The sequence below is a fragment of the Lentzea sp. NPDC102401 genome (assembly GCF_044765805.1).
Classification (GTDB): domain Bacteria; phylum Actinomycetota; class Actinomycetes; order Mycobacteriales; family Pseudonocardiaceae; genus Lentzea; species Lentzea sokolovensis.
The window spans coordinates 1,298,563-1,322,556 of the sequence record NZ_JBIWKS010000001.1; the positions used below are offsets into that span (position 1 = coordinate 1,298,563).

The following is a 23,994-nucleotide window of genomic DNA, read 5'->3' on the forward strand; positions in this document are numbered from 1 at the left end:
TAGTTCCAACCCAGCACCAACAGATTGGCAGGACTTCCAGTGACTGTTACCGATCCGGGCCTTGGGGTCGAGGGCGGGCAGCTGAGCCTTTCCACGAAGGCGGCCCGCAACCTCTCGACGACCACCAAGTCCGCACCGCAGATGCAGGGGATCTCGCCCCGGTGGCTGCTGCGCATGCTGCCCTGGGTCGAGGCGAAGGGTGGTGCGTTCCGGGTCAACCGCCGGCTCACCTTCGCGATCGGCGACGGCCGGGTCACGTTCACCTCGGTGGGTTCCGAGGTGCGGATCGTGCCGCAGGAACTGGCCGAGTTCGTGCTGCTGCGCGGGTTCGAGGACGAGGCGGCGCTGACCGCCGTCGCGAACCGCTTCGAGCAGCGCGAGTACCTGCCGGGTGAGGTGATCGCGCACCGCGGGGAGTCCGTCGACGAGATCATCGTCATCGCGCACGGCAAGGTCACCAAGACCGGGGTCGGCGAGTACGGCGACGACGTGGCGCTGGGCACGATCGCGGACGGCGAGTACATCGGCGACGAGCCGGTCCTGTCCGGTGTGGACAAGGACTGGAGCTTCACCGCGCGCGCGTTGACGCCGACGACAGCCGTCGTGCTGTCGCGAGCGGCGTTCCGCCAGCTCAACGGGCAGATCGAGCCGCTGCGCGAGCACATCGAGCAGCAGCTGGCGAACCCGACGAACGCGTCGAACAAGCACGGCGAGGCCGAGATCGACATCTCGTCCGGCCACGACGGCGAGCCGACGCTGCCCAGCACGTTCGTCGACTACGAACTGCGGCCCCGCGAGTACGAGCTCTCGGTGGCGCAGACGATCGTGCGCGTCCACACGCGTGTGGCCGACCTCTACAGCCAGCCGATGGACCAGGTCGAGCACCAGTTGCGGCTGACCATCGAGGCCCTGCGCGAGCGGCAGGAGTTCGAGCTCATCAACAACAAGGAATTCGGCCTGCTCGCGAACGCCGACCTCAAGCAGCGGGTCAGCACCACCTCCGGCCCGGTGACGCCGGACGACATGGACGAGCTGATCTCGCGGCGCCGCAACACCAAGCTGATCCTGGCCCATCCCAAGGCGATCTCGGCGTTCGGCCGGCAGCTGTCCTCGCGCGGCCTGTACGTGCCGACCGTGGACGTCGAGGGCAAGCAACTGCAGTCGTGGCGCGGCATCCCGATCGCGCCGTGCGACAAGATCCCGGTCAACAAGAACGGCACCACGTCGATCATCGCGATGCGGCTCGGCGAGGAGAAGCAGGGCGTCGTCGGCCTGCGCCAGACCGGCATCCCCGACGAGTACGAGCCCGGCCTCAACGTGCGGTTCATGGGCATCGACGAGCACGCGATGCTCAAGTACCTGGTGTCCACGTACTACTCGGCGGCCGTTCTCGTGCCGGACGCGCTGGGTGTGCTGGAGAACGTGGAGATCGGTCTCTAAGTCATGACAGCCGAGATGACCGAACCGCTGGCGGCCGGCAGGCCCGCCGGTGAGCTGCTCGCGTGGAGCCGGAGCCTCGTGCTTCCGGCTCTGCGCAAGGCCGTCGACCAGTTGCCGCCGTCGATGCGCACGATCGCGGAGTACCACCACGGGTGGCGTGACGAGTACGGCAACCCGGTGCTGGAGAACGGCGGCAAGGCGATCCGTCCCGCGCTGGTGCTGCTGGCGGCCGAGGCCGTCGGTGGCACCGCCGCCTCCGCCGTCCCGGCGGCGGTCGCGGTGGAGCTGATCCACAACTTCTCCCTGCTGCACGACGACGTGATGGACCGCGACACGACCCGGCGCCACCGGGCCACGGCGTGGACCGTCTTCGGCGTCAACGCGGCGATCCTGGCCGGTGACGCGCTCCAGGTGCTGGCCGTCGACGTCCTCGCGGCCTCGGGGCATCCGCGTGCCCTGGAAGCGATCCGGACGCTGGGCGACGCCACGGTGGCGTTGCTCGAGGGGCAGGCGTTCGACCTGGACTTCGAGACGCGGTGCGACGTGCGGGTGCCCGAGGTCGAGCAGATGGCCCGGGGCAAGACCGGTGCTCTGCTGGGCGCCTCGACGGCCTTGGGCGCGCTGTACGGCGACGGCTCCGACGAGCAGGTCGAGGCGATGCGCGGCTACGGCGCCGAGCTGGGTCTGGCGTTCCAGCACGTGGACGACCTGCTCGGCATCTGGGGCGACCCCGCGGTGACCGGCAAGGCCGCGCACTCGGACCTGGTGAACCGCAAGAAGTCCCTGCCCGTCGTCCGTGCGCTGAACGCCGGCGTGCCCGCCTCCGCGGAGCTGGGTTCGTTGTACTCCGGCGAGCAGGAGATGAACGCGGAAACGCTTGCGCGGGCGGCATCCCTGGTCGACATGGCCGGTGGTCGCGCGTGGAGCCAGACGCAGGCCGACGAACTCCACACGCAGGCACTGGTTCATCTCGGCGAGGCCTCACCGACCGCGCGAGCGGCGGTGGAGCTCGGCACGCTCGCCCAGCTGGTCACCCACCGGGACCACTGAATCCCCTTCTGGAAGGCACTAGATGACGGAACATCCGCCGCGTTCGGTGCTGCTCGCCTCACCCCGGTCGTTCTGCGCCGGGGTGGAGCGCGCCATCGAGATCGTGGAACGACTGCTGGACCAACGCGGCGGCCCCATCTACGTGCGCAAGCAGATCGTGCACAACGTCCACGTCGTGCGCTCGCTTGAGGCTCGTGGCGCCGTGTTCGTGGAGGAGCTGTCCGAGGTGCCTGTCGGTGCCACGGCGGTCTTCTCCGCGCACGGTGTCTCCCCCGCCGTGCGCGCTGAAGCTCGGAAACGCTCGCTGGACGTGCTGGACGCCACCTGTCCGTTGGTGACGAAGGTGCACGCCGAGGCGCGGCGCTTCGCCGAACGCGGCGACACCATCGTGCTGATCGGGCACGCCGGGCACGAGGAGGTCGAGGGCACGTTCGGCGAGGCTCCCGACCAGATGGTGCTGGTGGAGACCGTCGCGGACGTGGAGGCGCTGGAGATCACCGGCCCGGTGTCCTACCTGACGCAGACGACGCTGGCCGTGGACGAGACGACCGAGGTGATCGAGGCGCTGGAGCGGAAGTTCCCCCAGGTGCGCGGCCCCGGTTCCGACGACATCTGTTACGCCACCACGAACCGGCAGGTCGCCATCCGCGAGGTCGCCGCGCGGTCGGACCTGGTGCTGGTGGTGGGCTCGAAGAACTCGTCCAACTCGGTGCGGATGGTCGAGCTCGCGGCCCGTGGCGGCACTCCTGCCTACCTGATCGACGACGCCTCCGAGATCGACCCGGCGTGGCTTTCCGGTGTGTCCTCGGTGGGTCTGTCGGCCGGTGCTTCGGCGCCCCCTGAGCTGGTGGACGAGGTCGTGGCAGCGTTGGAAGCCTTGGGTTCCGTCTCCGTGTCGACCCACACGACCGCGACGGAGACGATCGCCTTCACGTTGCCGCTGGCGGTGCGCCGTGCTGGCTGACATCACCTCGCCCGCGGACGTCCGGGCGCTCTCCTCCTCCGAACTTTCTTCGCTGGCAGCGGAGATCCGGTCGTTCCTGATCTCCAAGGTCCACCGGACCGGCGGCCATCTCGGCCCGAACCTGGGTGCCGTCGAGCTGACGATCGGGGTGCACCGGGTCTTCAACTCCCCTGCCGACGTGGTGCTGTTCGACACCGGGCACCAGTCGTACGTGCACAAGATGCTGACCGGCCGGTGCTCCGACTTCGACTCGTTGCGGCAGGCCGGTGGCATGTCCGGCTATCCCTCCGCGGCCGAGTCCGCGCACGACGTCATCGAGAACTCGCACGCCTCCACCGCACTGTCCTATGCGGACGGTCTGGCCAAGGCGTTCGAGCTCGGCGGCACCGACCGCCGGGTCGTCGCCATCGTCGGCGACGGCGCGCTGACCGGCGGGATGTGCTGGGAGGCCCTGAACAACATCGGCGGCTCTTCCCGTCCAGTCGTGGTGCTGCTGAACGACAACGGCCGTTCCTACGACCCGACGACCGGTGGTTTCGCGGCGTCCCTGCTGGCCGGTTCGGCACGGCACCTGTTCGAGGCGCTGGGGCTCGCCTACATCGGTGAGGTCGACGGACACGACGTCCACGCCGTCGAGAACGCCCTGTGGGAGGCCAAATCCCTCGGCCGCCCCGTCGTCGTGCACTGCAAGACGGTGAAGGGCAAGGGGTACGAGGCCGCGGAGTCCGACGAGGCCGACCGCATGCACGCCGTCGGCGCGTCCGGCACCTCCGGCGGGCGAACGTGGACCGACGCGTTCTCGGACGAGATCGTGGCCATCGGTGCTTCGCGTCCGGACGTCGTGTGCCTGACCGCCGCGATGCTGGAACCGGTGGGGCTGCGGCCTTTCTCCGAACGCTTCCCGGCGCGTGTGTTCGACGTGGGGATCGCCGAGCAGCACGCCGTGACGTCCGCCGCCGGCATGGCGATGGGCGGCCTTCACCCGGTCGTCGCCGTCTACGCGACGTTCCTGTCCCGCGCGTTCGACCAGTTGCTGATGGACGTGGCCCTGCACCGGCTCCCGGTGACGTTCGTGCTGGACCGCGCCGGCGTGACCGGCCCGGACGGCGCGTCGCACCACGGCATGTGGGACGCCTCCGTGCTGCCCGTGGTGCCCGGGTTGAGGTTGGCGGCTCCACGCGATCCCGCTTCTCTGGCCGCGCTGCTGCGCGAGGCCGTCGAGGTGTCGGACGGCCCCACGGTCGTGCGTTACCCGAAGGCCGCTGTCGGCCCGGATGTGCCCGCACTACGGCGCGTGAACCACTTCGACGTGCTGCGCGAAGAACCGGATGCGGAGGTGCTGCTGATCGCGGTCGGCCCTCTGGCCGGCCAGTGCCTGGCCGCGGCGGAGGAACTCGCGGGGCACGACGTCCGCGTCTCCGTGGTCGATCCGCGCTGGACCGCTCCCCTGGACCCGCACCTGGTCAAGTACAGCGGCCGGCACCGCCTGGTTCTCGCGGTGGAGGACACGACGTCGACCGGTGCCCTGGGCGCCCGCCTGGGTCAGGCGCTCGCCGGTTCTCCGACCTGCGTGGCGACTTTCGCGCTGCCACCGCGCTTCCTGCCGCACGACTCCCGCGCCCGCATCCTGCGAGCACACGGCCTGGACGCCGCCGGCATCACGACGAGCGTGCTGAAGCGCCTCGGCGTGAAGTGACGACCCAGCCGATGGCGAACGACAACGCGATCGCCCCCGCACCCACCAGCGGCGCCTTCACCTCGGCGGGAAGGTCCAGCGGGCGCAGGGCGGTCGCGAGACTGAGCAGAATCGGCCCCTGCACGACGAACGCGACGTAGGCGGACCGCGCCAGCCCCTCCGCGAAGGGCCCCTGGCGCGTCAGCCGGCGTTGTGCCAGCCCGATCAGCCACAAACTCCCGGCCACCACGAGGATTCCCTCGACGAGGGCGAGGGTCGCGGCCTGCCAGGTGAATCCGCCGAGGAACGGTTCCGCGCTCTCGGCCAGATCCAGCACACCCATCAGCGCGGCCGCGACCGGCAGGACCGCGATCGTCCCGATGACGACGTTGCGGGTCATCCGGTAGATCTCGTCCGGCACCCGTTCCGCGAGCTTGCGCCCGCCGATCGCCCCCAGCAGCAACATCCCCAGGCACTGCGGCCACCACCACAGGTGCAGATCCCCGACCTGCCCGCTGCGCGCCGGAAAGACCAGCCGCGTCAGAAACGTGGTCCCCACAACGATCATCGTCATGCCCACGACGGTCCTCGTCGTGATGGCGCGCTCTTTGATCGGCGGCGCCAATGCGATCGCGATGCTGAAGATCAGCAACACTCCGACGAACCACAACGACCCGCTGTCCAGAAACGGCCGCCGGTCCGTGAACGCCTGCCACCACGAGACGTCCCGCCCAGCCCCGTTGTAGGCGATCCACACGAATGTGGGCCACACGACCAGGGCAGTGACGATCCAGGGCGTGCCAAGCCGTACGAGCCGCTCGGCGATGAACCGCTGCCGCCCTTTGCGTTCGATCGAGCCGGGCGTGAAGATCCCGGCCATGAAGTAGAAGGTGCCCATGAAGAACAGCCCCGACGGCCCGATCAACGCCGCCAGCACCGTCTCGGCACCGGGATGGAACGTGACCTCGTTGACCTCGTCGTACGGCCAGCCACCGATCGCGGCGTAGCCCAGCAGCGCGTGGCCGCCGATGACCCACGCCACCAGGATCACCTTCAGGTTGTCCACAGCGGACAATCTCATGGTTTCGATGGTCCGCTTCTCGTGGCGATCACGCCAGCGGCCAAGCGAGGCAGCGCTCGCTAGTCGGCGAACAGCTGGCCGAGCCGGTAGTCGACGATCTCCTCGGCCTGCTTCGCGTCGTAGGCGTCGACCAGCATCGCGCTGAGGAGGCCGCCCGTCATGGTCGCGAGCGCGTCCGCCTCCAGCTGGAGGTCGAGGTGTGATGGGACCCGGTCGCGTTTCCGGGCCAGTCCGAGCTGGTCAACGAGCAGGCGCACGAGGAAGGGCATCATCGCCTGCTGGTCCGGCGCCTGACCGCCGCGCGTGACGTCCAGCGCGAAGTAGGCGATCTGCACCGCGCAGAGCATGCGGCTGCGCTCGTCCGTCGGCAGGACCGCGAGCAGACATGCCCGCATGACGGCGCGTTCGTCACCCGTCCGCATCGCCTCCGCGATGCGGTGCCCGGCACGTTCGGCGCTCAGCTCGGTGATCCGCTGCCAGGCGTGACGCAGCATCTCTTCCTTGGTCGGGAAGTAGTACTGGATCTGGAACATCGACACGCCCGCCTCCACCGCGACCGCGCGCAACGTCACCGACTGCAGGCCTCGTGTCGAAGCGATCCGGAAGAGCGCCTCCGCGAGGTCACGCCGTTTCTCCTCGTGGTCGACGCGCTTCGGCATGTGATCACTGTGTCACAACGACCGGTGTCGACGAGCACCGTGCGACGCTGTTACATTGCATCTGCATTGGAAAAACTACCTGGGGGTGTGATGGTCGGGAAGTTCGTGGACCCGAAGGCACAGGAGCGGTACTTCGCCACCTACGAGGCGATCCGGCGGAAGTGGCCGGTGCCGTCGGAGGAACTGGACGTGGAGACGCGGTTCGGCTCGACCCGCGTCCGGCGCAGCGGTACCGGTGCGCCGATCGTGCTGCTGGCTGGTGCGATGGGCACGTCGTTGTCCTGGTACCCCTTCGTCGCCGACCTGGCGGCGCGGCACACCGTGTACGCCGTCGACATGATCGGTGAACCGGGGCGCTCGGTTCAGACCCGGCCCATGGAGAGCACCGACGACGAGGCGGACTGGCTCGCCGACGTCCTCGTGGGCCTCGGCCACGAGAAGGTCCACCTGGTCGGGATCTCGCGCGGCGCCTGCCTGGCGCTGAACCTCGCCACTCGGCGTCCTGCGGGGGTCGCCGGCGTCCTCGCCTTCGAACCGGGCGGGTTCGGGATCAACTTCCGGAAGTTCGTCCTCTGGAGCATCGGCGAGCTGTCCCGCTGGTGGCTGCCCGCCGCGATCCTGCGCCGGGTCAGCGGCGGCGATCCCGCCGTGCGTCACACGATGCGCCCGCTGGTGTTCCGCGGCATGAAGTTCAAGATCCAGATGGCTCCGCTGCACGTGTTCACCGACGACGAGCTGCGGTCGATCGACGTGCCCACCTACTTCATCCTGGGCGAGCGCAGCTTGATCAAGGCACCGGAGCTCGCCGCGCGCGTCGAGTCGCTCGTGCCGCGCGTGCGCACCGAGATCGTCCCTGGGGCGACCCATGCGCTGAACCTGGAGGAAGTCGAGCTGACCAACGCGCGGATCCTCGCGTTCGCCGGGGAGGACCACGCCGGCCTGCCGGACTGAACGAGCTCTGAGGTGCCAGGCGTCCTGGGGGTCGCCTGGCTCTTCACGCGGCTACGGCCGGTCGCCCGTGTACACGCCCATCGTGCGGAACCGCAGGCCCGGCTCCTTGTACTCCTCCATCGCGTGCGCGATCCACCCCACGACCCGTGCGATCGCGAAGATCGCCTCGCCGGCGTCCGGCGCCATCTTGAACAGCAGGGCGAACTGGGCGAGCGCGAGGTCGACGTTCGGGAACGTCTGCGGCTGGGTGGCGATCACCTTGTCCGCCACCAGGTCGCCGTGGCTGCGCAGCAGGGCGAAGAGGTGGTCGGCGCGCGGGTCACGGGCGGAGTAGACGCGGTGGCCGAAGCCCGGGATCGGATGGCCGGAACGCAGGTGCTCGGCGACCGTGCCCATCGGATCGGACTGGGCCTGCAACAGGAACCGGTACGCGATCGTGGTGGCGGCGCCGTGCTTCTGGCCCTCCATGGCGCCCATGCCCGCGGACACGACGGCGTACGGGTTGGCGTGGGCGGAGGCGGCGACCCTGGCGGCCATGGTCGAGATGGCCAGGTCGTGGTCGGCCAGCAGGATCAGGGCGGCGTTGAGGAGGTCCGGCTGGGCTGGCTCCGGCGAGAGGCGGGCCCACAGGCGTTCGGCGATGTCGGTGCCCTGAGGCCTGCCCACCAGCGGCAGGGACTCGACGACGTCGGCGATCAGGGACTTGGCCGTGGTGACGGCCCGGTCCAGGTCGTAGCGCAGCGGGTCGCCGACGCTGGCCAACGCGATGGCCACGCGGACCCGGTCGGTGAGGGTGGCGCTGTCGGGCAGGGCCATCCAGATCTCCTGGCCCTCGGGGAACTGCATGCCCGTCGAGTCGATCTCGGTCCACAGCCAGTGCGCGACGTCCTCGAAGCGCTTGGTGCTCGAGAGTTCGGGGACGGACCGGCCGCGGTAGTGCAGGCGGTCGTTCTCCAGCAGTGAGATGCGGGTGCGGATGCGATCCGTCACAGCGGCCACTGCTCCGCGCGCACCAGTGCGCTGCGCCAGGGCTTCTACCTCGGCGACGCCGAACATGCTGTGGCGGTTCACCTTCGTGCTGGTCAGGTGGCCGCGGCTGACGTACGCGTAGACCGTCGCCGGTTTCACGCCCAAACGGCGAGCAGCTTGATTCGTCGTCAACATTGATTCCATCAACGTTGACTGTACAAGACATGTTGACGGAGCCTGGTGTCCATGTTGATTGATGCACCCAAAGGGCTTAAAGACGTCGTCGTCACCACGACCCTGATCGGGGACGTGAACGGTGCCGCGGGCTACTACCACTACCGCGAGCACGACGCGATCGAACTGGCCAGGACGCGGTCGTTCGAGGACGTGTGGTTCCTCTTCGCGGAGGGCAGGCTGCCGGACCCGGACGAGGCCGCGTCGTTCGCCCGCCAGACCGCTGAACTGCGCACGTTGCCCGCGGCGATCCGCGAGGTGCTGCCCGCCGTCGCACGGTCGGGATGCACGGCGCTGGCCGGGCTGCGGACCGCGTTGTCGATGCTGCCGGCGCAGCCGATGTGGGACGCGCCGATGAGCACCAGGAAGGCGGACGCGCTGCGGGTCAGCGCGATGACGCCGACGATCCTGGCCGCACTGCACCGGCTCAAGCTCGGACTTGATCCCGTCAACCCCAGGGTTGATTTGTCAACGTCGGCGAACTGGTTGTACATGTTGACCGGGCATGAGCCGTCAACATGGGCAGCTCGTGCTGTCGAGCAGTACTTGATCGCCACGATCGACCACGGCTTCAACGCGTCGACGTTCACCGCGCGCGTGGTCGCGTCGGCGGGAGCGGACGTCGTCTCGGCGGTGACGGCGGCGATCGGGACGTTCTCCGGGCCGCTGCACGGCGGCGCGCCGGACCGGGCGCTGGAGGCGCTCGACCTCATCGGCACGCCGGACAATATCGACGCCTGGGTGCGGGAACGCATCGAGCAGGGCGACCGGATCATGGGGTTCGGGCACGCCGTCTACAAGACAGAGGACCCGCGGGCCCGCCTGCTCAAGGAGATCGCGCTCGAGCAGCCCACGCGCCTGACGGAGTTCGCGGTCACCGTGGAGCACAGGGTCACGGAGCTGCTGGCCGAGCTCAAGCCCGGCCGGCAGCTGTACGCGAACGTGGAGTTCTACGCCGGCGTGGTGATGGAGCAGTGCGGAATCCCGCGCGAGATGTTCACGCCGACGTTCGCGTGCAGCCGGGTGATCGGGTGGTGTGCCAACGCGCTCGAACAGTCCGAGGACACGAAGATCATCCGCCCGGTCGCCCGCTACACGGGACCGGAACCCCGGATCAGGTGAGGTACCGGAGATCGTTGCGCACTCGCGTGCGGTCGCGGTCGTTGACGTCGGAGGAGCCCGCCAGACCGGCGGTGCGGTCGCGGTGCCTGTCGAGCCAGACGGAGAGTGCTGCTACTGCCAGGACGATCGCTGCAAGAGTCATGTCATAAATGTATGGTCGGCAATATCCCGCCAACAGTGGCAGATCTGACGCTGCGCGCTAATATCCTGCCATGCTGGCTTCGGTGGCGGTTCCCCTCATCGACGGCGTCGCGCCGTTCGAGTTCGGCCTGCTCTGCGAGGTGTTCGGCGTCGACCGGACCGAGGAGGGCGTGCCGCTGATCGACTTCCGGGTCTGCGGCGAACTCCCGAACGAGCCGGTGCCGACGAGCGTCCGGGGCGTGAGCATCACGCCGGAACACGGGTTCGACGCGCTGCAGAGCGTCGACCTCGTCGCACTGCCCGCCGCGCGGGTCCGCGACCACTACCCCGAGAAGCTGGTCAAGGCGCTCCAGGAGACCGGCGCGACGCTGCTCAGCGTGTGCAGCGGGGCCTTCATCCTCGGCGCGGCCGGGCTGCTCGACGACCGGAACTGCACGACGCACTGGCGCGAGGCGAGGCAGTTCCAGGAGCGGTTCCCGAAGGCTCACATGGACCCGGACGTGCTGTTCGTCGACGACGGCGACATCATCACCAGCGCCGGCACGGCGGCGGGGATCGACGCCTGCCTGCACCTCGTCCGGCGGGAGCTGGGCACCAAGGTCGCCAACATCATCGCGCGCCGGATGGTCGTGGCGCCGCAGCGCGACGGCGGTCAGCGGCAGTTCGTGGAGCTTCCGATCCCGGAGTGCAGCTCCGACAGCCTGGAGCCGGTGCTGGAACAGGTGCTCGACACGATCGCCGACAACCACACGGTGGCCACGATGGCGAAGCTCGCCGTCATGTCCGAACGGACTTTCGCGCGCAGGTTCGCCGCGGAGACCGGCACCACCCCGAACAAGTGGCTGTCACTCCAACGGGTGCTTCACGCGCGCAGGCTCCTCGAGGAGACCGACCTGGACGTCGACGCGGTCGCGACCAGGTCAGGCTTCGGGACAGCCGCTCTCCTCCGGCACCACTTCCATCGGGTCGTCGGCATCGCACCGAGCGATTACCGCCGCACATTCTCCTGTCGTTAGGCGCGTGAAGACCTTCTCGGAGATCTCCCGCAGCGCCGTCACCTCGGAGTCGTCGAGCAGGTCGAACACCAGCTTGCGGACCGTCTCGGCGTGCGACGGCGCGGCCGCCTCGATCGCCGACCTGCCCAGGTCCGTCAGCACGACGAACGACCCGCGCCCGTCACTGCGGCAGTTCTCCCTGCGCACCAGGCCGCGTTTCTCCATCCGTGCGACGTGATGTGAGATGCGGCTCTTCTCCCAGTGCAAGGACCGTGCAAGCTCCAACACGCGCACGCGTTCATCAGGCGTGTCGGTGAGCTGCACCAGCACGGCGAAGTCAGCCATCGAGATGTCCGAATCGACTGACATCTGCCTGCTCAGATGCGCGTTCAGCTCCCCCTGCATGCGGACGTAGGCACGCCACGCCTGCTGCTGCTCAGGTTCCAACCATCGTGTCACTGGTTCAGCATACGGGAATAGTTGACACATCATCCACATTCCGGCAGGGTGAGTGACACTTCAACCAAATCGAGCAACCGAAGGACTTGACACCATGACCACCGCCACCAACCTCTCCGAACTGACCGGCGACTACGTCATCGACGCCTCGCACTCCCGCATCGGCTTCGTCGCGCGCCACGCGATGGTCACCAAGGTTCGCGGTGCGTTCAACGAGTTCGACGGCAAGATCTCCATCGACGGTGACAAGCCGGACAACACCACCGCCGAGGTGACCCTGAAGGTCGCCAGCATCGACACCCGCAACGCGCAGCGCGACGGTCACCTGACCACCAACGACTTCCTCGCTGTCGAGGAGTACCCGGAGATCAAGTTCGTCTCGACCTCGGCCAAGCAGGTCGACGACGACAACTTCGAGATCACGGGTGACCTCACCATCAAGGACGTCACCAAGAGCATCACCATCCCGTTCGCCTTCGAGGGCGTGGCCGTCGACCCGTTCGGCAACACCCGCGTGGGCTTCGAGGGCTCGCACACCATCAACCGCAAGGACTACGGCGTGACCTGGAACGCCGCCCTGGAGACCGGTGGCGTGCTGGTGAGCGAGAAGGTCGTCCTCGAGTTCGAGATCTCGGCGATCAAGCAGGCCTGACGACGGCCACCGGGCACGGGGCGTGGTAGATCAGGGCCTGCGAGGTAGATCCGAGCAGCATCCCGGCGAATCCGCCACGCCCCCGAGACCCGACGACGAGCAGCCCGGCCCGTTGCCCGAGTTCCAGAAGCAACGGAATGGGCCGCTCGCCCACCACGAGCTCTTCCACCGCGACGTCCGGGTACTTCTCCAGCCACCCGGACATGCGCGTGTTCAGCAACGACGACTGCTCGTCGACGTGCGCCATCGCCGCCACCAGCGGCACTCCGGACGCCGCCGCCTCCTCGAACCCGAAGCCGATGGCCGGGTCCGACTCGGGCGAGAGGTCGACACCCACCACCACGGGCCCGTCGTGCTGACTGCCTCGCACCACCACCACGGGAGACTCACCGTGAATCGACAGCGCCACGGCCGTTGAGCCGACCAACGCTCCGGTGAACCCGCCCAGTCCGTGCGACCCCACCACCACCTCGCGTGCGCGTGCAGACTCCGCGATCAACACGGGCGTGGGATGTTCCATGCGCAGGTCGTGCTCCACGGAAACGTCAGGTGCTTCCGCCCGTGCGACGGCAACGGCCTGAGAAAGCCACATCCGCCCCTGGTCGTACATGGCCGAGCGCAGGTCACGCGCCGATGAGATGACTTCGGGGTACCCGCGCGTCGGCAACGTGTACGCGTGCACCAACCGCAACGGCGCTCCGTGATGTGCGCAAGACCGAGCGGCCCACGCCACCGCGGCGAGCGCGGACGAGGAACCGTCGACTCCGACGACCACGGGAAGTCTGCTCATGATCCCAAAGTAGGCCCGATCGTCGCAGTGAGCCGCGTGCCGTTGGTCCCCTCATGTCAGGGTCTTTGGGCTACCGTGGCCCTCATGGCGACGCGTGTTTTCCTCGTCGACGACCACGAGATCGTCCGGCGTGGCATAGCGGACCTGCTCGGCGAGGAGTCCGATCTGCTGGTGGTCGGTGACGCCGCGTCGGTCACGGAGGCTCTGGCCAAGGTGCCGGGCGCCCAGGCCGACGTGGCGGTGCTCGACATCAGGCTTCCGGACGGCAACGGCATCGAGCTGTGCCGCGAGCTGCGCAGCCGCATCCCCGGCCTGCAGTGCCTGATGCTGACGAGCTTCGCCGACGACGAGGCCCTCTTCGACGCGATCATGGCCGGCGCCTCCGGCTTCGTGCTGAAGCAGATCCTGGGCGCCGACCTGGTCAACGCGGTCCGCACCGTCGCGGCGGGACAGTCCCTTCTGGACGCTCGCACGACCTCCGCGCTGCTCAACCGAATCCGCCGCGAACGCGAGGAGGGCGACCCGCTGCGCATGCTCAGCGAGCAGGAGCGCACCGTCCTCGACCTCATCGGCGAAGGCCTCACGAACCGGCAGATCGCCGAACGCATGTTCCTGGCCGAGAAGACCGTCAAGAACTACGTCTCACACCTGCTGGCGAAGCTCGGCATGCAGCGCCGCACGCAGGCGGCCGTGTTCGCGTCGCAGTTCCGCAAGGACGTCGACAAGCCCCACTAGTTCAGGGGCACGCGCCACACCAGACAGGCGCCGCCGCCCTCCGTCGCGCGCACCTCCAGCGACCCGCCGAACTTGGACGCGCGATGGGCGAGGTTGCGCAGCCCACTGCGGGCGGCATCGCCCGGAATGCCGACCCCGTTGTCCTGCACGGTGATCACGACGTCCTCACCGGCGTCGATGAGCACCGTCAGTTCGGTCGCGGACGCGTGCCGGACGCAGTTCGTGACGGCCTCGCGCACCACGGCCTCGACGTGTTCGGCGAGTTCGGGCGGCACCGAGTTGTCCACCGTGCCTGCCATGCGGACGGACGGCTTGAGGTGCGTCGCCTCGGTCAGACCGGCGACGAGGTCCAGGAGCCTGCGCCGCAGCGAGGTGTTGTCCGTCGAGTGCAGGTCGAAGATGGACGTGCGGATCTGGCGGACCGTCTCGTCCAGTTGCTCGACGGCGGTCCGCAGGCGGGCCGCCACGTCGGGTTCGGTGACGCGGCGCTGGGTGGCCTGCAGGGTGAGGCCGGTGACGAACAGCCGCTGGATCACGTGGTCGTGCAGGTCGCGGGCGATGCGGTCGCGGTCTTCCAGGACGTCGAGGAGGCGTTGTGAGCGTTGCTGTTCGGCGAACTCCAGGGCGACCGCTGCCTGGTCGGCGAACGAGGCCAGCATCGGCACCTGGTCGGGCAGGAAACGCGTCTCACCGCCGAGGCGCAGCACGACCAGCGCGCCCGTGACGCCCATCTCGGAGCGCAGCGGCACGGCCAGGGCGGGACCGAACGCCGTGCCCAGGTCGTCCACCAGCAGCGGGACGCCGGAGCGGATCACCTCGTCGACGGCGTAGTCGGCGGCGCTGAAGTTCTCGATCTTCACGCCCGCGCTCGCGGCGATGGACAGCGGCGTGTGGTGGCCGTCGCCGAGCACGACGAGGGCCGAGTCGGCGCCGGCGAGCTCGACGATGCGCTGGGTGATCAGGCGCAGCGCGTACTCGCCGGACGCGCCGCCGAGCAGTTCGGAGTTGACCTCGCCGATCGCCTCCAGCCACCGCTCGCGCATGCGGGAGCGTTCGAACAGGCGGGCGTTCTCGATCGCGGTGCCGGCGGCCGCGGCCAGGGCCTGCAGCACGGCCTCGTCGTCAGCGTTGAACTCGGTGCCATCGGCCTTCTCGGTCATGTAGAGGTTGCCGAACACCTCGTCGCGCACGCGAACGGGCACACCCAGGAAGCTGTGCATCGGCGGGTGGTTGGGCGGGAAACCGACGGACATCTCGTGCTGGGCGAGGTCACGCAGGCGCAGTGGCGTCGGATCCTTGATGAGCAGCCCGAGCAGGCCCTTGCCCTCGGGCAGGTGGCCCATCGACGCGCGCGTCACCTCGTCCACGCCGACGTGCAGGAACTCGGACAGGTCGTCCCGGGTCCCGAGCACGCCCAGCGCGCCGTAGCGGGCGCCCACGAGATCGGCGGCGGCCTGGACGATGCGCAGCAACGTCGGCTTGAGCTCCAGACCCGACGCGACGGCGAGCATGGCGCCGAGGAGCTCCTGCATCTGGTCGCGGGTCGTCACGATCTCGTCCATGCGGTCTCGAACCTCGTCGAGCAGCTCGTCGAGGTCGCGGCGACCAGGCACGTCAGGCACGCCGCCTAGATTCGCACATTTTCCGACAACTCACGGCCCTAGCAAGAGGGGACCTTCGGCTGTGGTCGATCTACGTCCCTGGCCGCAGAGTGGGCGCATGACGATCGCTGTGCCCGGCTCACTCGGACTCGCGGGTGAGGACGTGCGTGCCGTCCTGGCGCTGGCGAGGGACTCGGTCTCGGGCGTGCGGTTCGAGGTGTGGCCCGAACAGATCGAGCTGCACACCTCCACTCCGCACGGCCGGGAGACGCGCGTCGCCTGCGGGGTCGCGCTGCTCAACGTCCGGCTGGCGCTGCAAGGGCACGGCATCCGTCCACTGGTGACGTTGCTGCCGGGGCCGAGCGCGCACGACGCGGCCGCGGCCATCAGGCTCGGCGGCTACCAGGAGCCGAGTCCGGACGTGCTGGCGTTGCTGCACTCCATGCGCACGAACCGTCGCGCGTGGACGGCGTTTCCCGAGCTGGCCTCCTGGCGCGGGTTGCTGTCGCGGGCGGCCGAGGTGGAACGGGCGTGGCTGCACGTGCGGAGCGGGACCGAGCTGGTGCTGTGCACGTTCAACCAGGGGGCCGCGGCGGAAATCCGTGCGGGGCAGGCGATGCAGCGCGTCATCCTGACGGCGGGGACGATGGGGTTCGACGTCTCCCCCGCACTCGGCGCGGTGGACCTGGCCGCGTTGCGCGCGGACCTGCGCCAGTGCCTCGGCAGCACGCTGGTGCCGCAGATGGTCCTGCGGCTGGGCGCGCAGTAGACGCGCCCAGCGGCACGGTCAGGTCGTGATGAACTTCGTCGGATCGGCCACGGGCGATTCGACGACGAGGTCCTTGTACTCGTCCTCGATGCCCTTGTTGTGGATCTGGATCGCCAACGGCGCCTCACGGCCCGCGGGTTCCTTCTTGTCCTCGAACTTCAGGACCTCCTGCGCCTTGCACTTCACCGCGCCGTCGGGCAGCGGGCAGCACGCCATGCGCGCGATTCCGGTGTCACCGTCGGCGAGTATCTCGCACTGCGCCCACTTCTTCACGTCCCAGCTCGGGTGCGGGTACTTCGTGAACAGCTTGCCGCCGCCGTTGTTGTGGCCGGGGCGGTAGTCCCACGCGCCACCGTTGGGTGGCTGGAACTGGATGGCGCCCAGGCCGTTCAGGGCAGGGGTCGCGATCTTGCCCCAGATCAGCACGGTCGGCTTGTGGTCGCCGGAGACCTGGCGGAGCTTGAAGATCCAGCGGAAGCTCTTGTACTGCTGCTTGTTGTAGTAGATCCAGCCGCGCGAGGCGTTCTTCTGGCTGTGGATCGCGCCGTTCTTCACGACGAACGCGTCCTTGGCGTGCATGGTCCAGCCGTCGAGGGTCTTCCCGTCGAAAACGGGCACCAGCACGGGATCCGCGGCCTGCGCCGGCGTCGTGCCGGCCACCAGTGCCAGCGCGAAGGCCGCGACTATCCACAATGGATGACGAAACATTTGCCACCGTCCTCGGCTCCGAGGGTTGTCGGCAGCGACGGTGACCTCACCGTAGAACCGAGTCATCGGAGCAGTCAACGGAAACGCGTGTTTCTGAAAACGGACTGACTACCGGACCAGCACCGCCTTCCAGAGCAGCCGAGCAAGTTCCGGGTGACAGATGTCGTTGTGCGCACCGGCGATCCCGTCGATGCGGCGGATCACCGACGTGCAGTCGACGTTGTGCACCTGCCCGCGCTGCAGCTCGCCGGGAGATCCGATGTTGTGGCCGTGGGCGTAGGTGCCCTGCACGCCGTGCGAGCCGAGGCCGCCGTACTTCGGGTACTCGTCCAGGTCGACCTGGCGGCCCGACCGCGCGGCCAGCGGGTAGAACCTGCCGATGGCGTAGTCGTTCGACGACGTGGTGACGATGATCGGGCCGGGCACGCGCCCGAGCACGCCGCGGAAGTAGCCGGAGCCGGGTTCGCCTGGCAGCCGTTCGGCGAACGACCAGAGCGACATCGCGCCCTGCACCAGGGTCAGCGTCGCGGCGGGCACCACGTTCGCCATGGCGGTCGCGGTGATGCAGCCGAAGCTGTGGCCCATCAGGTGGATGCGCGCGTTCGGGGCGGCCTGGGCGACCTCGCGGGCGATCCTGGCGGCACCGCTCTCGCCGAACACCTTGGCGCGGCGCTTCATCTTCCAGAACGTCAGGATCCGCAACGGCGACAGGATCCCGCCCAGCGCCGGATCCTCCAGGCACGCCCGGTAGAGCTGCTCGGCGTCGAACGTCATCCCGTCCTCGCCAGGCAGGTCCGGAACCGAGCCCTCCAGGTAGTCGTAGGCCTGTTTGACCGCACCGGACATCCGGCACGGGTGCTGCCGCGCGGCCTCGACGATCGTGCGCACCGCGGCCGTGCGGCCGGCACCGCCGCCGAGGCGCTGGGCCTGTGCCTTGATGAACTCGTCCGACCGCACGTCCTCGTCGCCCCACGCCTTCGACGGCCAGTGCAGGCCGACGAGCAGGGACTTGAAACCGCCCGGAAGCCCATGCGCCGCTTCACGTTCGGCACGGCAGTCGGCCATCGTCGCGACCCACCGCCCGTACTGTTCGCGGGCGGCCGGCACGTCGCCGTTCCACCCGTGGATGAAGAAGAAGACGTCGGTGACACCGCGGCGGGCGTCGTACAGGACGTCCGCGCTGTCGCGCCCCCGCTCGTTGCCTGTCTCGTCGAAGCAGACGAGGTGATAGCTGATGTCGTGACCTGGCACGGATTCTCGGGACATCGCGGATCACCACCACACAAAACGCGCCCAACTGTTGTCCGTTTAATCGGAACCGGGGCGGCCCATGTTTACCCCCGCTGATCAGGAAAACCCGTTCGGACCAGGGGATTCACCCCGATTGCGCCGGTAGTGGCGGGCCGCGCGGACCCTGTTGCCGCACGACGGCGAGCACCATTCACGGCGCGGATGGTCCTTCACGAAGTACAGCACGCAGCCCGGCGCATAACAGGCGCGCAACAGAACCCTCTCCTCACCGGTGAACAGCTCCACGGCCTCCGCGGCGATCGAAGCACGCTCGCGATCCGCGAGCGAGCCCTGACTTTCGTTGAGCCGCAACAGTTCCCCGTCGCGCACGGCCAGTTGCGGCCACCGCTGCGCACTGCGCGCCGCACGGTTGACCTCACCCACGGCCCGTTCGAGGTCACGATCCTGCGCGACTGGACGCGTGTCCTCGGTGAGCACGCCCGCGAGGTCTCGAAGGGCCTGCCGCAACGCGCGGAACGCCGTCAGGTCGGCCTGATCCGCCGGCACGCCCAGAAAATCGCGAAGCCCACCGACAGTCGTCAGGTCGTCGTGCACCTGCGACCGATTGGCCCAGATGGTGTTCATCAACAGGACCGGACGGGGTTCGTCGGGCGTCAGCACGTCTAACGGTAACACAGACTTGCATCCGTTAGAATCTCGTTCTAACGTTTGCAGCGTCGCCCAACCGTTGGAAGGACCGTCGTGAAACTCGTGCCCCCGTTCGACGCCGAGACCGCCCGGCTCAAGGTGCAGGCGGCCCAGGACGCCTGGAACACGAAGGACCCGCGGCGCGTCGCCGGCGCCTACACACCGGATTCGGTGTGGCGCAACAGGTCGGACTTCGTCCGCGGCACCGACGAGATCGTCGCGTTCCTGACGAAGAAGTGGGAACGCGAGCACGAGTACGTGCTGCGCAAGTCGCTGTGGGCGTTCGGTGACGACCGCATCGCCGTGCGCTTCCAGTACGAGTGGCACGACGACGAGGGCCAGTGGTGGCGCAGCTACGGCAACGAGAACTGGGAGTTCGCCGAGTCCGGCCTGATGAGCAGGCGCGAGGCGAGCATCAACGACGTGAAGATCGCCGAAGCAGACCGGCGCATCGACCCGAGCTCGACCTACGAGATCCCGCAGGAGTGAGAAACGTGCACGTCAAAGCGCTGTGGCGCTTCCCGGTGAAGTCCATGGGCGGCGAAGAACTGGACCAGGCCACGTTCACGGAGGACGGCGTCGAGGGCGACCGGCTGGTCCACGTGCAGGGCCCGCGCGGCGTCCTGACCGGGCGCACGCGGTACGGACTGCTCACCATCCCGGCCTCCACCGGCCCGGACGGCCCGCTGGTCGACGGACATCCGTGGGACAGCTGGCAGGCCCACGAGAAGGTGCTGCCGTTCGGCGGCAGGCTGACCCGCTACACCGGGCCGGAGCGCTTCGACGTGCTCAACGTCCTGGTGGCCACGGACGGGCAGGTCGAGGCGGCGGGCGTCGACGTGCGGCGGCTGCGGCCCAACATCCTCATCGGCGGCGTCGAGGCCGGCGAGGAGGACGGCTGGCCGGGGCACGCGCTGGTGGTCGGTGACGTGGTGATCGGGATGTACCAGAAGCGGGCCCGGTGCGTGGTCACGACGATCGACCCCGACACCGGCGCGCAGGACCTCGACGTGCACCGGCGCATCCGGCACGAGTTCGGTGGCGTGCTGTGCCTGGACAGCTGGGTGATCCAGCCGGGTGTCGTCAACGTCGGTGACGCCGTCGAGCTGGTGCCGACCGACGAACTCCCCGACCGCATAGGCGGGTGGATCGTCGGCCGGCCCTACGCCGTTTAGAAGCCGCGTCTAGATGTTGCGGCGGTACTGCCCGCCCACCTCGAAGAACGCCTCGGTGATCTGGCCGAGCGTGCAGACGCGGGCGGCGTCCATCAGCACGGCGAACACGTTCTCGTTCGTCTGCGCCACCTCGCGCAGGCGAGCCAGCGCCTTCTGGGCCTCGTCGCGGTGCGCCGCCTGGTAGGCGCGGGTGCGGTCGACCTGCGACTCCTTCTCCTCCTCGGTGGCGCGCGCGAGCTCGATCTTCACGACCTCGCGCGTGCCGTCCTCCGGCAGGAAGGTGTTGACGCCGATCAACGGCAGCGAGCCGTCGTGCTTGCGCTGTTCGTAGAGCATCGACTCGTCCTGGATGCGGCCGCGCTGGTAGCCGGTCTCCATCGCGCCGAGCACGCCGCCGCGTTCGGAGATGCGGTCGAACTCCAGCAGCACCGCCTCTTCGACGAGGTCGGTCAGCTCGTCGATGACGAACGAGCCCTGCAGCGGGTTCTCGTTCGCCGAGAGGCCCCACTCCTTGTTGATGATCATCTGGATGGCCATCGCGCGGCGGACGGACGACTCCGTGGGAGTGGTGATCGCCTCGTCGTACGCGTTGGTGTGCAAGGAGTTGCAGTTGTCGTACAGCGCACACAACGCCTGCAGCGTCGTGCGGATGTCGTTGAAGTCCATCTCCTGCGCGTGCAGCGAACGGCCGGACGTCTGCACGTGGTACTTGAACTTCTGCGAACGCTCCGCGGCGCCGTAGCGGTCGCGCATGGCCACGGCCCAGATCCGCCGCGCCACCCGGCCGATGACGCTGTACTCGGCGTCCATGCCGTTGGAGAAGAAGAACGACAGGTTCGGCGCGAAGTCGTCGATGTTCATGCCGCGTGCCAGGTACGACTCGACGTAGGTGAAGCCGTTGGCGAGCGTGAAGGCGAGCTGGCTGATCGGGTTCGCCCCGGCCTCGGCGATGTGGTAGCCGGAGATCGACACCGAGTAGAAGTTGCGGACCTGCTGCTGGATGAACCACTCCTGGATGTCCGCCATCATGCGCAGCGAGAACTCCGTGGAGAAGATGCAGGTGTTCTGGCCCTGGTCCTCCTTGAGGATGTCGGCCTGAACGGTGCCGCGGACGTTGGCAAGCGCGTAGGCCCTGACCTTCTCGTACTCCTCGGCGTTCGGCTCACGGCCTTCCGCGTCCCTGAACTTCCCGACCTCCTGGTCGATCACCGTGTTCAGGAAGTAGGCGAGGATCGTCGGCGCCGGGCCGTTGATCGTCATCGACACGGACGTCGTCGGCGCCACGAGGTCGAAACCGTCGTAGAGCGCCTTCATGTCGTCGAGCGACGCGATCGAGACGCCAGAGGTGCCGATCTTGCCGTAGACGTCCGGCGGGGTGTCGGGGTCGCGGCCGTAGAGCGTCACCGAGTCGAACGCCGTCGACAGGCGCGTGGCCGGGTTGCCCTTCGACAGGTACTTGAAGCGGCGGTTGGTGCGGAACGCGTCGCCCTCGCCCGCGAACATGCGGGCCGGGTCCTCGCCCTCGCGCTTGAACGGGAAGACGCCTGCCGTGTACGGGAAGAAGCCCGGCAGGTTCTCCTTGCGCAGGAACCGCAGCAGCGAGCCCTCGTCGTCGTAGCGCGGCAGGCTGACCCGGCGGACCTGGTTGCCGGACAACGTCTCCCGCGTCAGCCTGGTGTGGATCTCCTTGTCCCGCACCTTGAACACGAGCTCGTCGCCGGAGTACTGCTCCACCGTCGCCGGCCACGTCTGGAGCAGGTCCGCGGTGTCGCGGTCGACCTTGCGCTCGGCGGCGTCGGCGAGTTCGGCGATGTCGGTGACGCCCTTGCCCGCGGCCTCCAGAGCCTTCTGCGCCGCGGAGAGCTGGGTGTGCGTGCGCACCGCACCGACCTGTTCGTCGGTCTTGCGGTGGTAGCCGCGCACGGTGTCCGCGATGTCGGACAGGTAGCGCGCACGAGAGGCGGGCACGACCGTGGACGCCGAAGTCGACGTCTTGCCGTTGACCGTCGCGAGAGAGCCCTCCTCCACCGCGAGACCGTGCTCCACCAGTCCGTCACGCAGGAACTGGTAGAGCGCCGTCACGCCGTCGTCGTTGAACGTCGCGGCGGACGTGCCGTAGACCGGCATCTCCTCCCACTTGACGCCGAACGCCTCGCGGTTGCGCACCATCTGCCGTGCGACGTCACGGCGCGCGTCCTCGGCACCGCGGCGCTCGAACTTGTTGATCGCGACGGCGTCCGCGTAGTCGAGCATGTCGATCTTCTCGAGCTGCGACGCGGCACCGAACTCCGGCGTCATCACGTACAGCGAGAAGTCGACGAACGGCACGATGGCCGCGTCGCCCTGACCGATACCGGGCGTCTCGACGATGACCAGATCGGCACCGGACGCCTTGCACGCCACGATGGCCTGCTCCAGGCCGTCCGGGATCTCGCTGCCCGCACGGCGCGTGGCCAGCGAACGGAAGAACACGCGGTCGCCGTCGAGGCAGTTCATCCGGATGCGGTCGCCGAGCAGCGCGCCACCGCCACGGCGGCGCGTCGGGTCGACGGCGAGCACGGCGATGCGCAACTTGTCCTGCTGGTCGAGCCGGAAGCGGCGCACGAGCTCGTCGGTGAGCGACGACTTGCCGGAGCCACCTGTGCCGGTGATGCCCAGGACGGGGACCTTGCGGGTGGTCTCGATGCCCTCGGCGGTGCCGGCCTCGATGTGCGTGATCGCGCGCGCCAGGGCCTCGTCCGCCCCCGTCAGCAGCGCGTCGTGACTGAACGGCGCCGTGAGCGCGTGGTCGCACTCCTCGATCATCAGGTTGATCATGCGCGCGAGGCCGAGCGTCTGCCCGTCCTGCGGCGAGAAGATCCGCGCGACCCCGCGCGAGTGCAGCAGCTCGATCTCCTCGGGGACGATGACGCCGCCACCGCCGCCGTAGACCCTGATGTGCCCGGCGCCGCGTTCGCGCAGGAGTTCGACCAGGTACGAGAAGTACTCGACGTGCCCGCCCTGGTACGCGCTGATGGCGATGCCCTGCGCGTCCTCCTGGATCGCCGCGTTGACGACCTCCACCACGGACCGGTTGTGCCCGAGGTGGATGACCTCCGCACCCTGCGACTGCAGGATCCTCCGCATGATGTTGATAGCCGCGTCGTGGCCGTCGAAGAGGCTGGACGCGGTCACAAAGCGCACCGGGTTCACCGGCTTGTGCAGAGTGGTCGCCATGAGAATAGTTTGACTTCCTACTATTGGACGTGCAACTGAGCGTGGTCCAGGTCTCTGTATCGAGCAGGAACCGACATGATCCAGGCAATGCCCACAGGTTCGCTCGCGGAGCACTTCGCCCAGGTAGCGTGCGCGGCATGGCCGACGTGGACGACTACTTCGCCTCGCTCGACGCCCCGGCGCGAGCCGCGTTCGAACGGGTCAGGGCGCTCGCGGAGGAGTTGGCGCCGGACGCCGAGCAGGGCCTGAGCTACGGCCTCGCCGCGCTTCGGCACAAGGGCAAGCCGCTGCTCGGGTTCAAGGCGGCGAGGGACCACCTGGCCGTGTTCCCGTTCAGCCCGGCCGCGGTCGACGTGGTGCGCGAGCGGCTGACCGGTTACTCGCTTTCGAAGGGCACGATCCGGTTCACGACGGACATGCCGCTGCCCGACGACGTGGTGCGCGACCTGATCCGCCAGCGTCTGGGCGAGATCGGCTAGTGTTCCGCGCCGGAAATCCGCTGTCGAAGTCTGTTCCTTCTCCACAGCGTGTCGCACCCCAACACGCCGCGCCTGAAGTCACGCGGGGGCCCTGCGTTCCCCTCGAGGGAACGCAGGGCCCCCGCGTGCCGCAGTGACGAGCCGGGAAACAGGCAGGGGATTTCCGGCTCGGGACACTAGCGCGGGGGCCA

General features: G+C 68.6%; 24 protein-coding genes. 13 read left to right on the forward strand and 11 right to left on the reverse strand.

From position 1 onward, the window contains the following. Positions 1–39: 39 nt before the first annotated feature. Genes ACIRG5_RS05855 through ACIRG5_RS05870 form a run of 4 tightly spaced genes read left to right on the forward strand, consistent with a single transcriptional unit; the run spans position 40 to position 5,150 of the window. Positions 40–1,440, forward strand: a complete 1,401-nt coding sequence (locus ACIRG5_RS05855) for a family 2B encapsulin nanocompartment shell protein (protein WP_402900695.1) — start codon at positions 40–42, stop codon at positions 1,438–1,440. Positions 1,441–1,443: 3 nt separating this feature from the next. Further along, a complete protein-coding gene (locus tag ACIRG5_RS05860; protein WP_402900698.1) occupies positions 1,444–2,490 on the forward strand; it encodes a family 2 encapsulin nanocompartment cargo protein polyprenyl transferase in 1,047 nt (348 codons plus the stop codon). A gap of 22 nt (positions 2,491–2,512) precedes the next feature. Then, positions 2,513–3,454, forward strand: coding sequence for a 4-hydroxy-3-methylbut-2-enyl diphosphate reductase (locus ACIRG5_RS05865; RefSeq protein ID WP_402900700.1), 942 nt, complete (start codon positions 2,513–2,515; stop codon positions 3,452–3,454). Next, entirely contained in the window at positions 3,444–5,150 is a 1,707-nt protein-coding gene (locus tag ACIRG5_RS05870; protein ID WP_402900703.1) for a 1-deoxy-D-xylulose-5-phosphate synthase, read from the forward strand. The genes ACIRG5_RS05865 and ACIRG5_RS05870 overlap by 11 nt, the downstream gene beginning before the upstream one ends. Here ACIRG5_RS05870 and ACIRG5_RS05875 read toward each other — a convergent pair. Beyond that, positions 5,113–6,210 (reverse strand): acyltransferase, encoded by a 1,098-nt coding sequence (locus ACIRG5_RS05875; protein ID WP_402900706.1) that lies wholly within the window; start codon positions 6,208–6,210, stop codon positions 5,113–5,115. The genes ACIRG5_RS05870 and ACIRG5_RS05875 overlap by 38 nt on opposite strands. 59 nt (positions 6,211–6,269) lie before the next feature. After that, positions 6,270–6,869 carry a TetR/AcrR family transcriptional regulator gene (locus ACIRG5_RS05880; protein WP_402900709.1) on the reverse strand — a complete coding sequence of 200 codons (600 nt, stop codon included), beginning with the start codon at positions 6,867–6,869 and terminating at the stop codon, positions 6,270–6,272. A 90-nt stretch (positions 6,870–6,959) separates the two neighbouring features. On the opposite strand from ACIRG5_RS05880, the gene ACIRG5_RS05885 reads away from it, so the two are divergent. Continuing rightward, positions 6,960–7,820: an alpha/beta fold hydrolase gene (locus tag ACIRG5_RS05885; protein WP_402900712.1), complete on the forward strand. Its 861-nt coding sequence runs from the start codon at positions 6,960–6,962 to the stop codon at positions 7,818–7,820. A gap of 51 nt (positions 7,821–7,871) precedes the next feature. Here ACIRG5_RS05885 and ACIRG5_RS05890 read toward each other — a convergent pair whose 3' ends face one another. Further along, positions 7,872–8,993 carry a citrate synthase gene (locus tag ACIRG5_RS05890; protein ID WP_402900715.1) on the reverse strand — a complete coding sequence of 374 codons (1,122 nt, stop codon included), beginning with the start codon at positions 8,991–8,993 and terminating at the stop codon, positions 7,872–7,874. A gap of 42 nt (positions 8,994–9,035) precedes the next feature. Here ACIRG5_RS05890 and ACIRG5_RS05895 point away from each other — a divergent pair, with 42 nt between their 5' ends. Further along, a complete protein-coding gene (locus ACIRG5_RS05895) occupies positions 9,036–10,145 on the forward strand; it encodes a citrate/2-methylcitrate synthase (RefSeq protein ID WP_402900718.1) in 1,110 nt (369 codons plus the stop codon). Here ACIRG5_RS05895 and ACIRG5_RS05900 read toward each other — a convergent pair. Then, entirely contained in the window at positions 10,138–10,287 is a 150-nt protein-coding gene (locus ACIRG5_RS05900; protein ID WP_177320805.1) for a hypothetical protein, read from the reverse strand. The two genes, ACIRG5_RS05895 and ACIRG5_RS05900, sit on opposite strands and share 8 nt — an antisense overlap. Positions 10,288–10,357: 70 nt before the next feature. Between ACIRG5_RS05900 and ACIRG5_RS05905 the strand changes: the two genes are divergently transcribed. Then, positions 10,358–11,302 carry a helix-turn-helix domain-containing protein gene (locus ACIRG5_RS05905; protein ID WP_402900720.1) on the forward strand — a complete coding sequence of 315 codons (945 nt, stop codon included), beginning with the start codon at positions 10,358–10,360 and terminating at the stop codon, positions 11,300–11,302. Here the strand turns inward: ACIRG5_RS05905 and ACIRG5_RS05910 are convergent. Next, on the reverse strand, positions 11,207–11,740 hold the full coding sequence (locus tag ACIRG5_RS05910) for a MarR family winged helix-turn-helix transcriptional regulator (protein ID WP_402900723.1): 534 nt from the start codon (positions 11,738–11,740) through the stop codon (positions 11,207–11,209). The two genes, ACIRG5_RS05905 and ACIRG5_RS05910, sit on opposite strands and share 96 nt — an antisense overlap. 94 nt (positions 11,741–11,834) lie before the next feature. Between ACIRG5_RS05910 and ACIRG5_RS05915 the strand changes: the two genes are divergently transcribed. Further along, on the forward strand, positions 11,835–12,392 hold the full coding sequence (locus ACIRG5_RS05915; RefSeq protein ID WP_093604141.1) for a YceI family protein: 558 nt from the start codon (positions 11,835–11,837) through the stop codon (positions 12,390–12,392). Here ACIRG5_RS05915 and ACIRG5_RS05920 read toward each other — a convergent pair. After that, on the reverse strand, positions 12,379–13,182 hold the full coding sequence (locus ACIRG5_RS05920) for a universal stress protein (RefSeq protein ID WP_402900725.1): 804 nt from the start codon (positions 13,180–13,182) through the stop codon (positions 12,379–12,381). The two genes, ACIRG5_RS05915 and ACIRG5_RS05920, sit on opposite strands and share 14 nt — an antisense overlap. 84 nt (positions 13,183–13,266) lie before the next feature. Between ACIRG5_RS05920 and ACIRG5_RS05925 the strand changes: the two genes are divergently transcribed. Continuing rightward, the gene (locus ACIRG5_RS05925; RefSeq protein ID WP_402900728.1) at positions 13,267–13,917 is read left to right on the forward strand and encodes a response regulator; all 651 of its coding nucleotides are present in this window, start codon (positions 13,267–13,269) and stop codon (positions 13,915–13,917) included. Here the strand turns inward: ACIRG5_RS05925 and ACIRG5_RS05930 are convergent. Next, entirely contained in the window at positions 13,914–15,539 is a 1,626-nt protein-coding gene (locus ACIRG5_RS05930) for a GAF domain-containing protein (RefSeq protein WP_402900731.1), read from the reverse strand. The two genes, ACIRG5_RS05925 and ACIRG5_RS05930, sit on opposite strands and share 4 nt — an antisense overlap. Before the next feature lie 97 nt (positions 15,540–15,636). Between ACIRG5_RS05930 and ACIRG5_RS05935 the strand changes: the two genes are divergently transcribed. Beyond that, positions 15,637–16,287: a hypothetical protein gene (locus ACIRG5_RS05935; protein WP_402900733.1), complete on the forward strand. Its 651-nt coding sequence runs from the start codon at positions 15,637–15,639 to the stop codon at positions 16,285–16,287. A gap of 18 nt (positions 16,288–16,305) precedes the next feature. Here the strand turns inward: ACIRG5_RS05935 and ACIRG5_RS05940 are convergent, their stop codons facing one another. The 3 genes from ACIRG5_RS05940 to ACIRG5_RS05950 all read right to left on the reverse strand — a co-directional run bounded on the left by ACIRG5_RS05940 (position 16,306) and on the right by ACIRG5_RS05950 (position 18,870). After that, positions 16,306–16,995 (reverse strand): family 16 glycoside hydrolase, encoded by a 690-nt coding sequence (locus tag ACIRG5_RS05940; RefSeq protein WP_402900736.1) that lies wholly within the window; start codon positions 16,993–16,995, stop codon positions 16,306–16,308. A gap of 108 nt (positions 16,996–17,103) precedes the next feature. Continuing rightward, on the reverse strand, positions 17,104–18,261 hold the full coding sequence (locus ACIRG5_RS05945; RefSeq protein ID WP_402900739.1) for a hypothetical protein: 1,158 nt from the start codon (positions 18,259–18,261) through the stop codon (positions 17,104–17,106). An 81-nt stretch (positions 18,262–18,342) separates the two neighbouring features. Next, positions 18,343–18,870, reverse strand: a complete 528-nt coding sequence (locus ACIRG5_RS05950) for a CGNR zinc finger domain-containing protein (protein ID WP_402900742.1) — start codon at positions 18,868–18,870, stop codon at positions 18,343–18,345. Between the two features lie 117 nt (positions 18,871–18,987). On the opposite strand from ACIRG5_RS05950, the gene ACIRG5_RS05955 reads away from it, so the two are divergent. Then, positions 18,988–19,422 carry a nuclear transport factor 2 family protein gene (locus tag ACIRG5_RS05955; protein ID WP_402900745.1) on the forward strand — a complete coding sequence of 145 codons (435 nt, stop codon included), beginning with the start codon at positions 18,988–18,990 and terminating at the stop codon, positions 19,420–19,422. 5 nt (positions 19,423–19,427) lie between these two features. Further along, positions 19,428–20,108: an MOSC domain-containing protein gene (locus ACIRG5_RS05960; protein ID WP_402900748.1), complete on the forward strand. Its 681-nt coding sequence runs from the start codon at positions 19,428–19,430 to the stop codon at positions 20,106–20,108. 9 nt (positions 20,109–20,117) lie between these two features. Here the strand turns inward: ACIRG5_RS05960 and icmF are convergent, their stop codons facing one another. Beyond that, the gene (gene icmF / locus ACIRG5_RS05965; protein WP_402900751.1) at positions 20,118–23,324 is read right to left on the reverse strand and encodes a fused isobutyryl-CoA mutase/GTPase IcmF; all 3,207 of its coding nucleotides are present in this window, start codon (positions 23,322–23,324) and stop codon (positions 20,118–20,120) included. 137 nt (positions 23,325–23,461) lie between these two features. Between icmF and ACIRG5_RS05970 the strand changes: the two genes are divergently transcribed. Next, positions 23,462–23,803, forward strand: a complete 342-nt coding sequence (locus ACIRG5_RS05970) for a DUF1801 domain-containing protein (protein WP_319981291.1) — start codon at positions 23,462–23,464, stop codon at positions 23,801–23,803. The last annotated feature ends 191 nt before the right edge of the window (positions 23,804–23,994 follow it).

Coding starts and splice junctions, on each gene's coding strand:
- ACIRG5_RS05920 (WP_402900725.1), bottom strand. CDS start 13,182: ATGAGCAGACTTCCCGTGGTCGTCGGAGTCGACGGTTCCTCGTCCGCG.
- ACIRG5_RS05925 (WP_402900728.1), top strand. CDS start 13,267: ATGGCGACGCGTGTTTTCCTCGTCGACGACCACGAGATCGTCCGGCGT.
- ACIRG5_RS05950 (WP_402900742.1), bottom strand. CDS start 18,870: ATGAACACCATCTGGGCCAATCGGTCGCAGGTGCACGACGACCTGACG.
- ACIRG5_RS05940 (WP_402900736.1), bottom strand. CDS start 16,995: ATGTTTCGTCATCCATTGTGGATAGTCGCGGCCTTCGCGCTGGCACTG.
- ACIRG5_RS05945 (WP_402900739.1), bottom strand. CDS start 18,261: ATGTCCCGAGAATCCGTGCCAGGTCACGACATCAGCTATCACCTCGTC.
- ACIRG5_RS05875 (WP_402900706.1), bottom strand. CDS start 6,210: ATGAGATTGTCCGCTGTGGACAACCTGAAGGTGATCCTGGTGGCGTGG.
- ACIRG5_RS05895 (WP_402900718.1), top strand. CDS start 9,036: ATGTTGATTGATGCACCCAAAGGGCTTAAAGACGTCGTCGTCACCACG.
- ACIRG5_RS05860 (WP_402900698.1), top strand. CDS start 1,444: ATGACAGCCGAGATGACCGAACCGCTGGCGGCCGGCAGGCCCGCCGGT.
- ACIRG5_RS05935 (WP_402900733.1), top strand. CDS start 15,637: ATGACGATCGCTGTGCCCGGCTCACTCGGACTCGCGGGTGAGGACGTG.
- ACIRG5_RS05885 (WP_402900712.1), top strand. CDS start 6,960: ATGGTCGGGAAGTTCGTGGACCCGAAGGCACAGGAGCGGTACTTCGCC.
- ACIRG5_RS05970 (WP_319981291.1), top strand. CDS start 23,462: ATGGCCGACGTGGACGACTACTTCGCCTCGCTCGACGCCCCGGCGCGA.
- ACIRG5_RS05905 (WP_402900720.1), top strand. CDS start 10,358: ATGCTGGCTTCGGTGGCGGTTCCCCTCATCGACGGCGTCGCGCCGTTC.
- ACIRG5_RS05880 (WP_402900709.1), bottom strand. CDS start 6,869: ATGCCGAAGCGCGTCGACCACGAGGAGAAACGGCGTGACCTCGCGGAG.
- icmF (WP_402900751.1), bottom strand. CDS start 23,324: ATGGCGACCACTCTGCACAAGCCGGTGAACCCGGTGCGCTTTGTGACC.
- ACIRG5_RS05890 (WP_402900715.1), bottom strand. CDS start 8,993: ATGGAATCAATGTTGACGACGAATCAAGCTGCTCGCCGTTTGGGCGTG.
- ACIRG5_RS05865 (WP_402900700.1), top strand. CDS start 2,513: ATGACGGAACATCCGCCGCGTTCGGTGCTGCTCGCCTCACCCCGGTCG.
- ACIRG5_RS05915 (WP_093604141.1), top strand. CDS start 11,835: ATGACCACCGCCACCAACCTCTCCGAACTGACCGGCGACTACGTCATC.
- ACIRG5_RS05900 (WP_177320805.1), bottom strand. CDS start 10,287: ATGACTCTTGCAGCGATCGTCCTGGCAGTAGCAGCACTCTCCGTCTGG.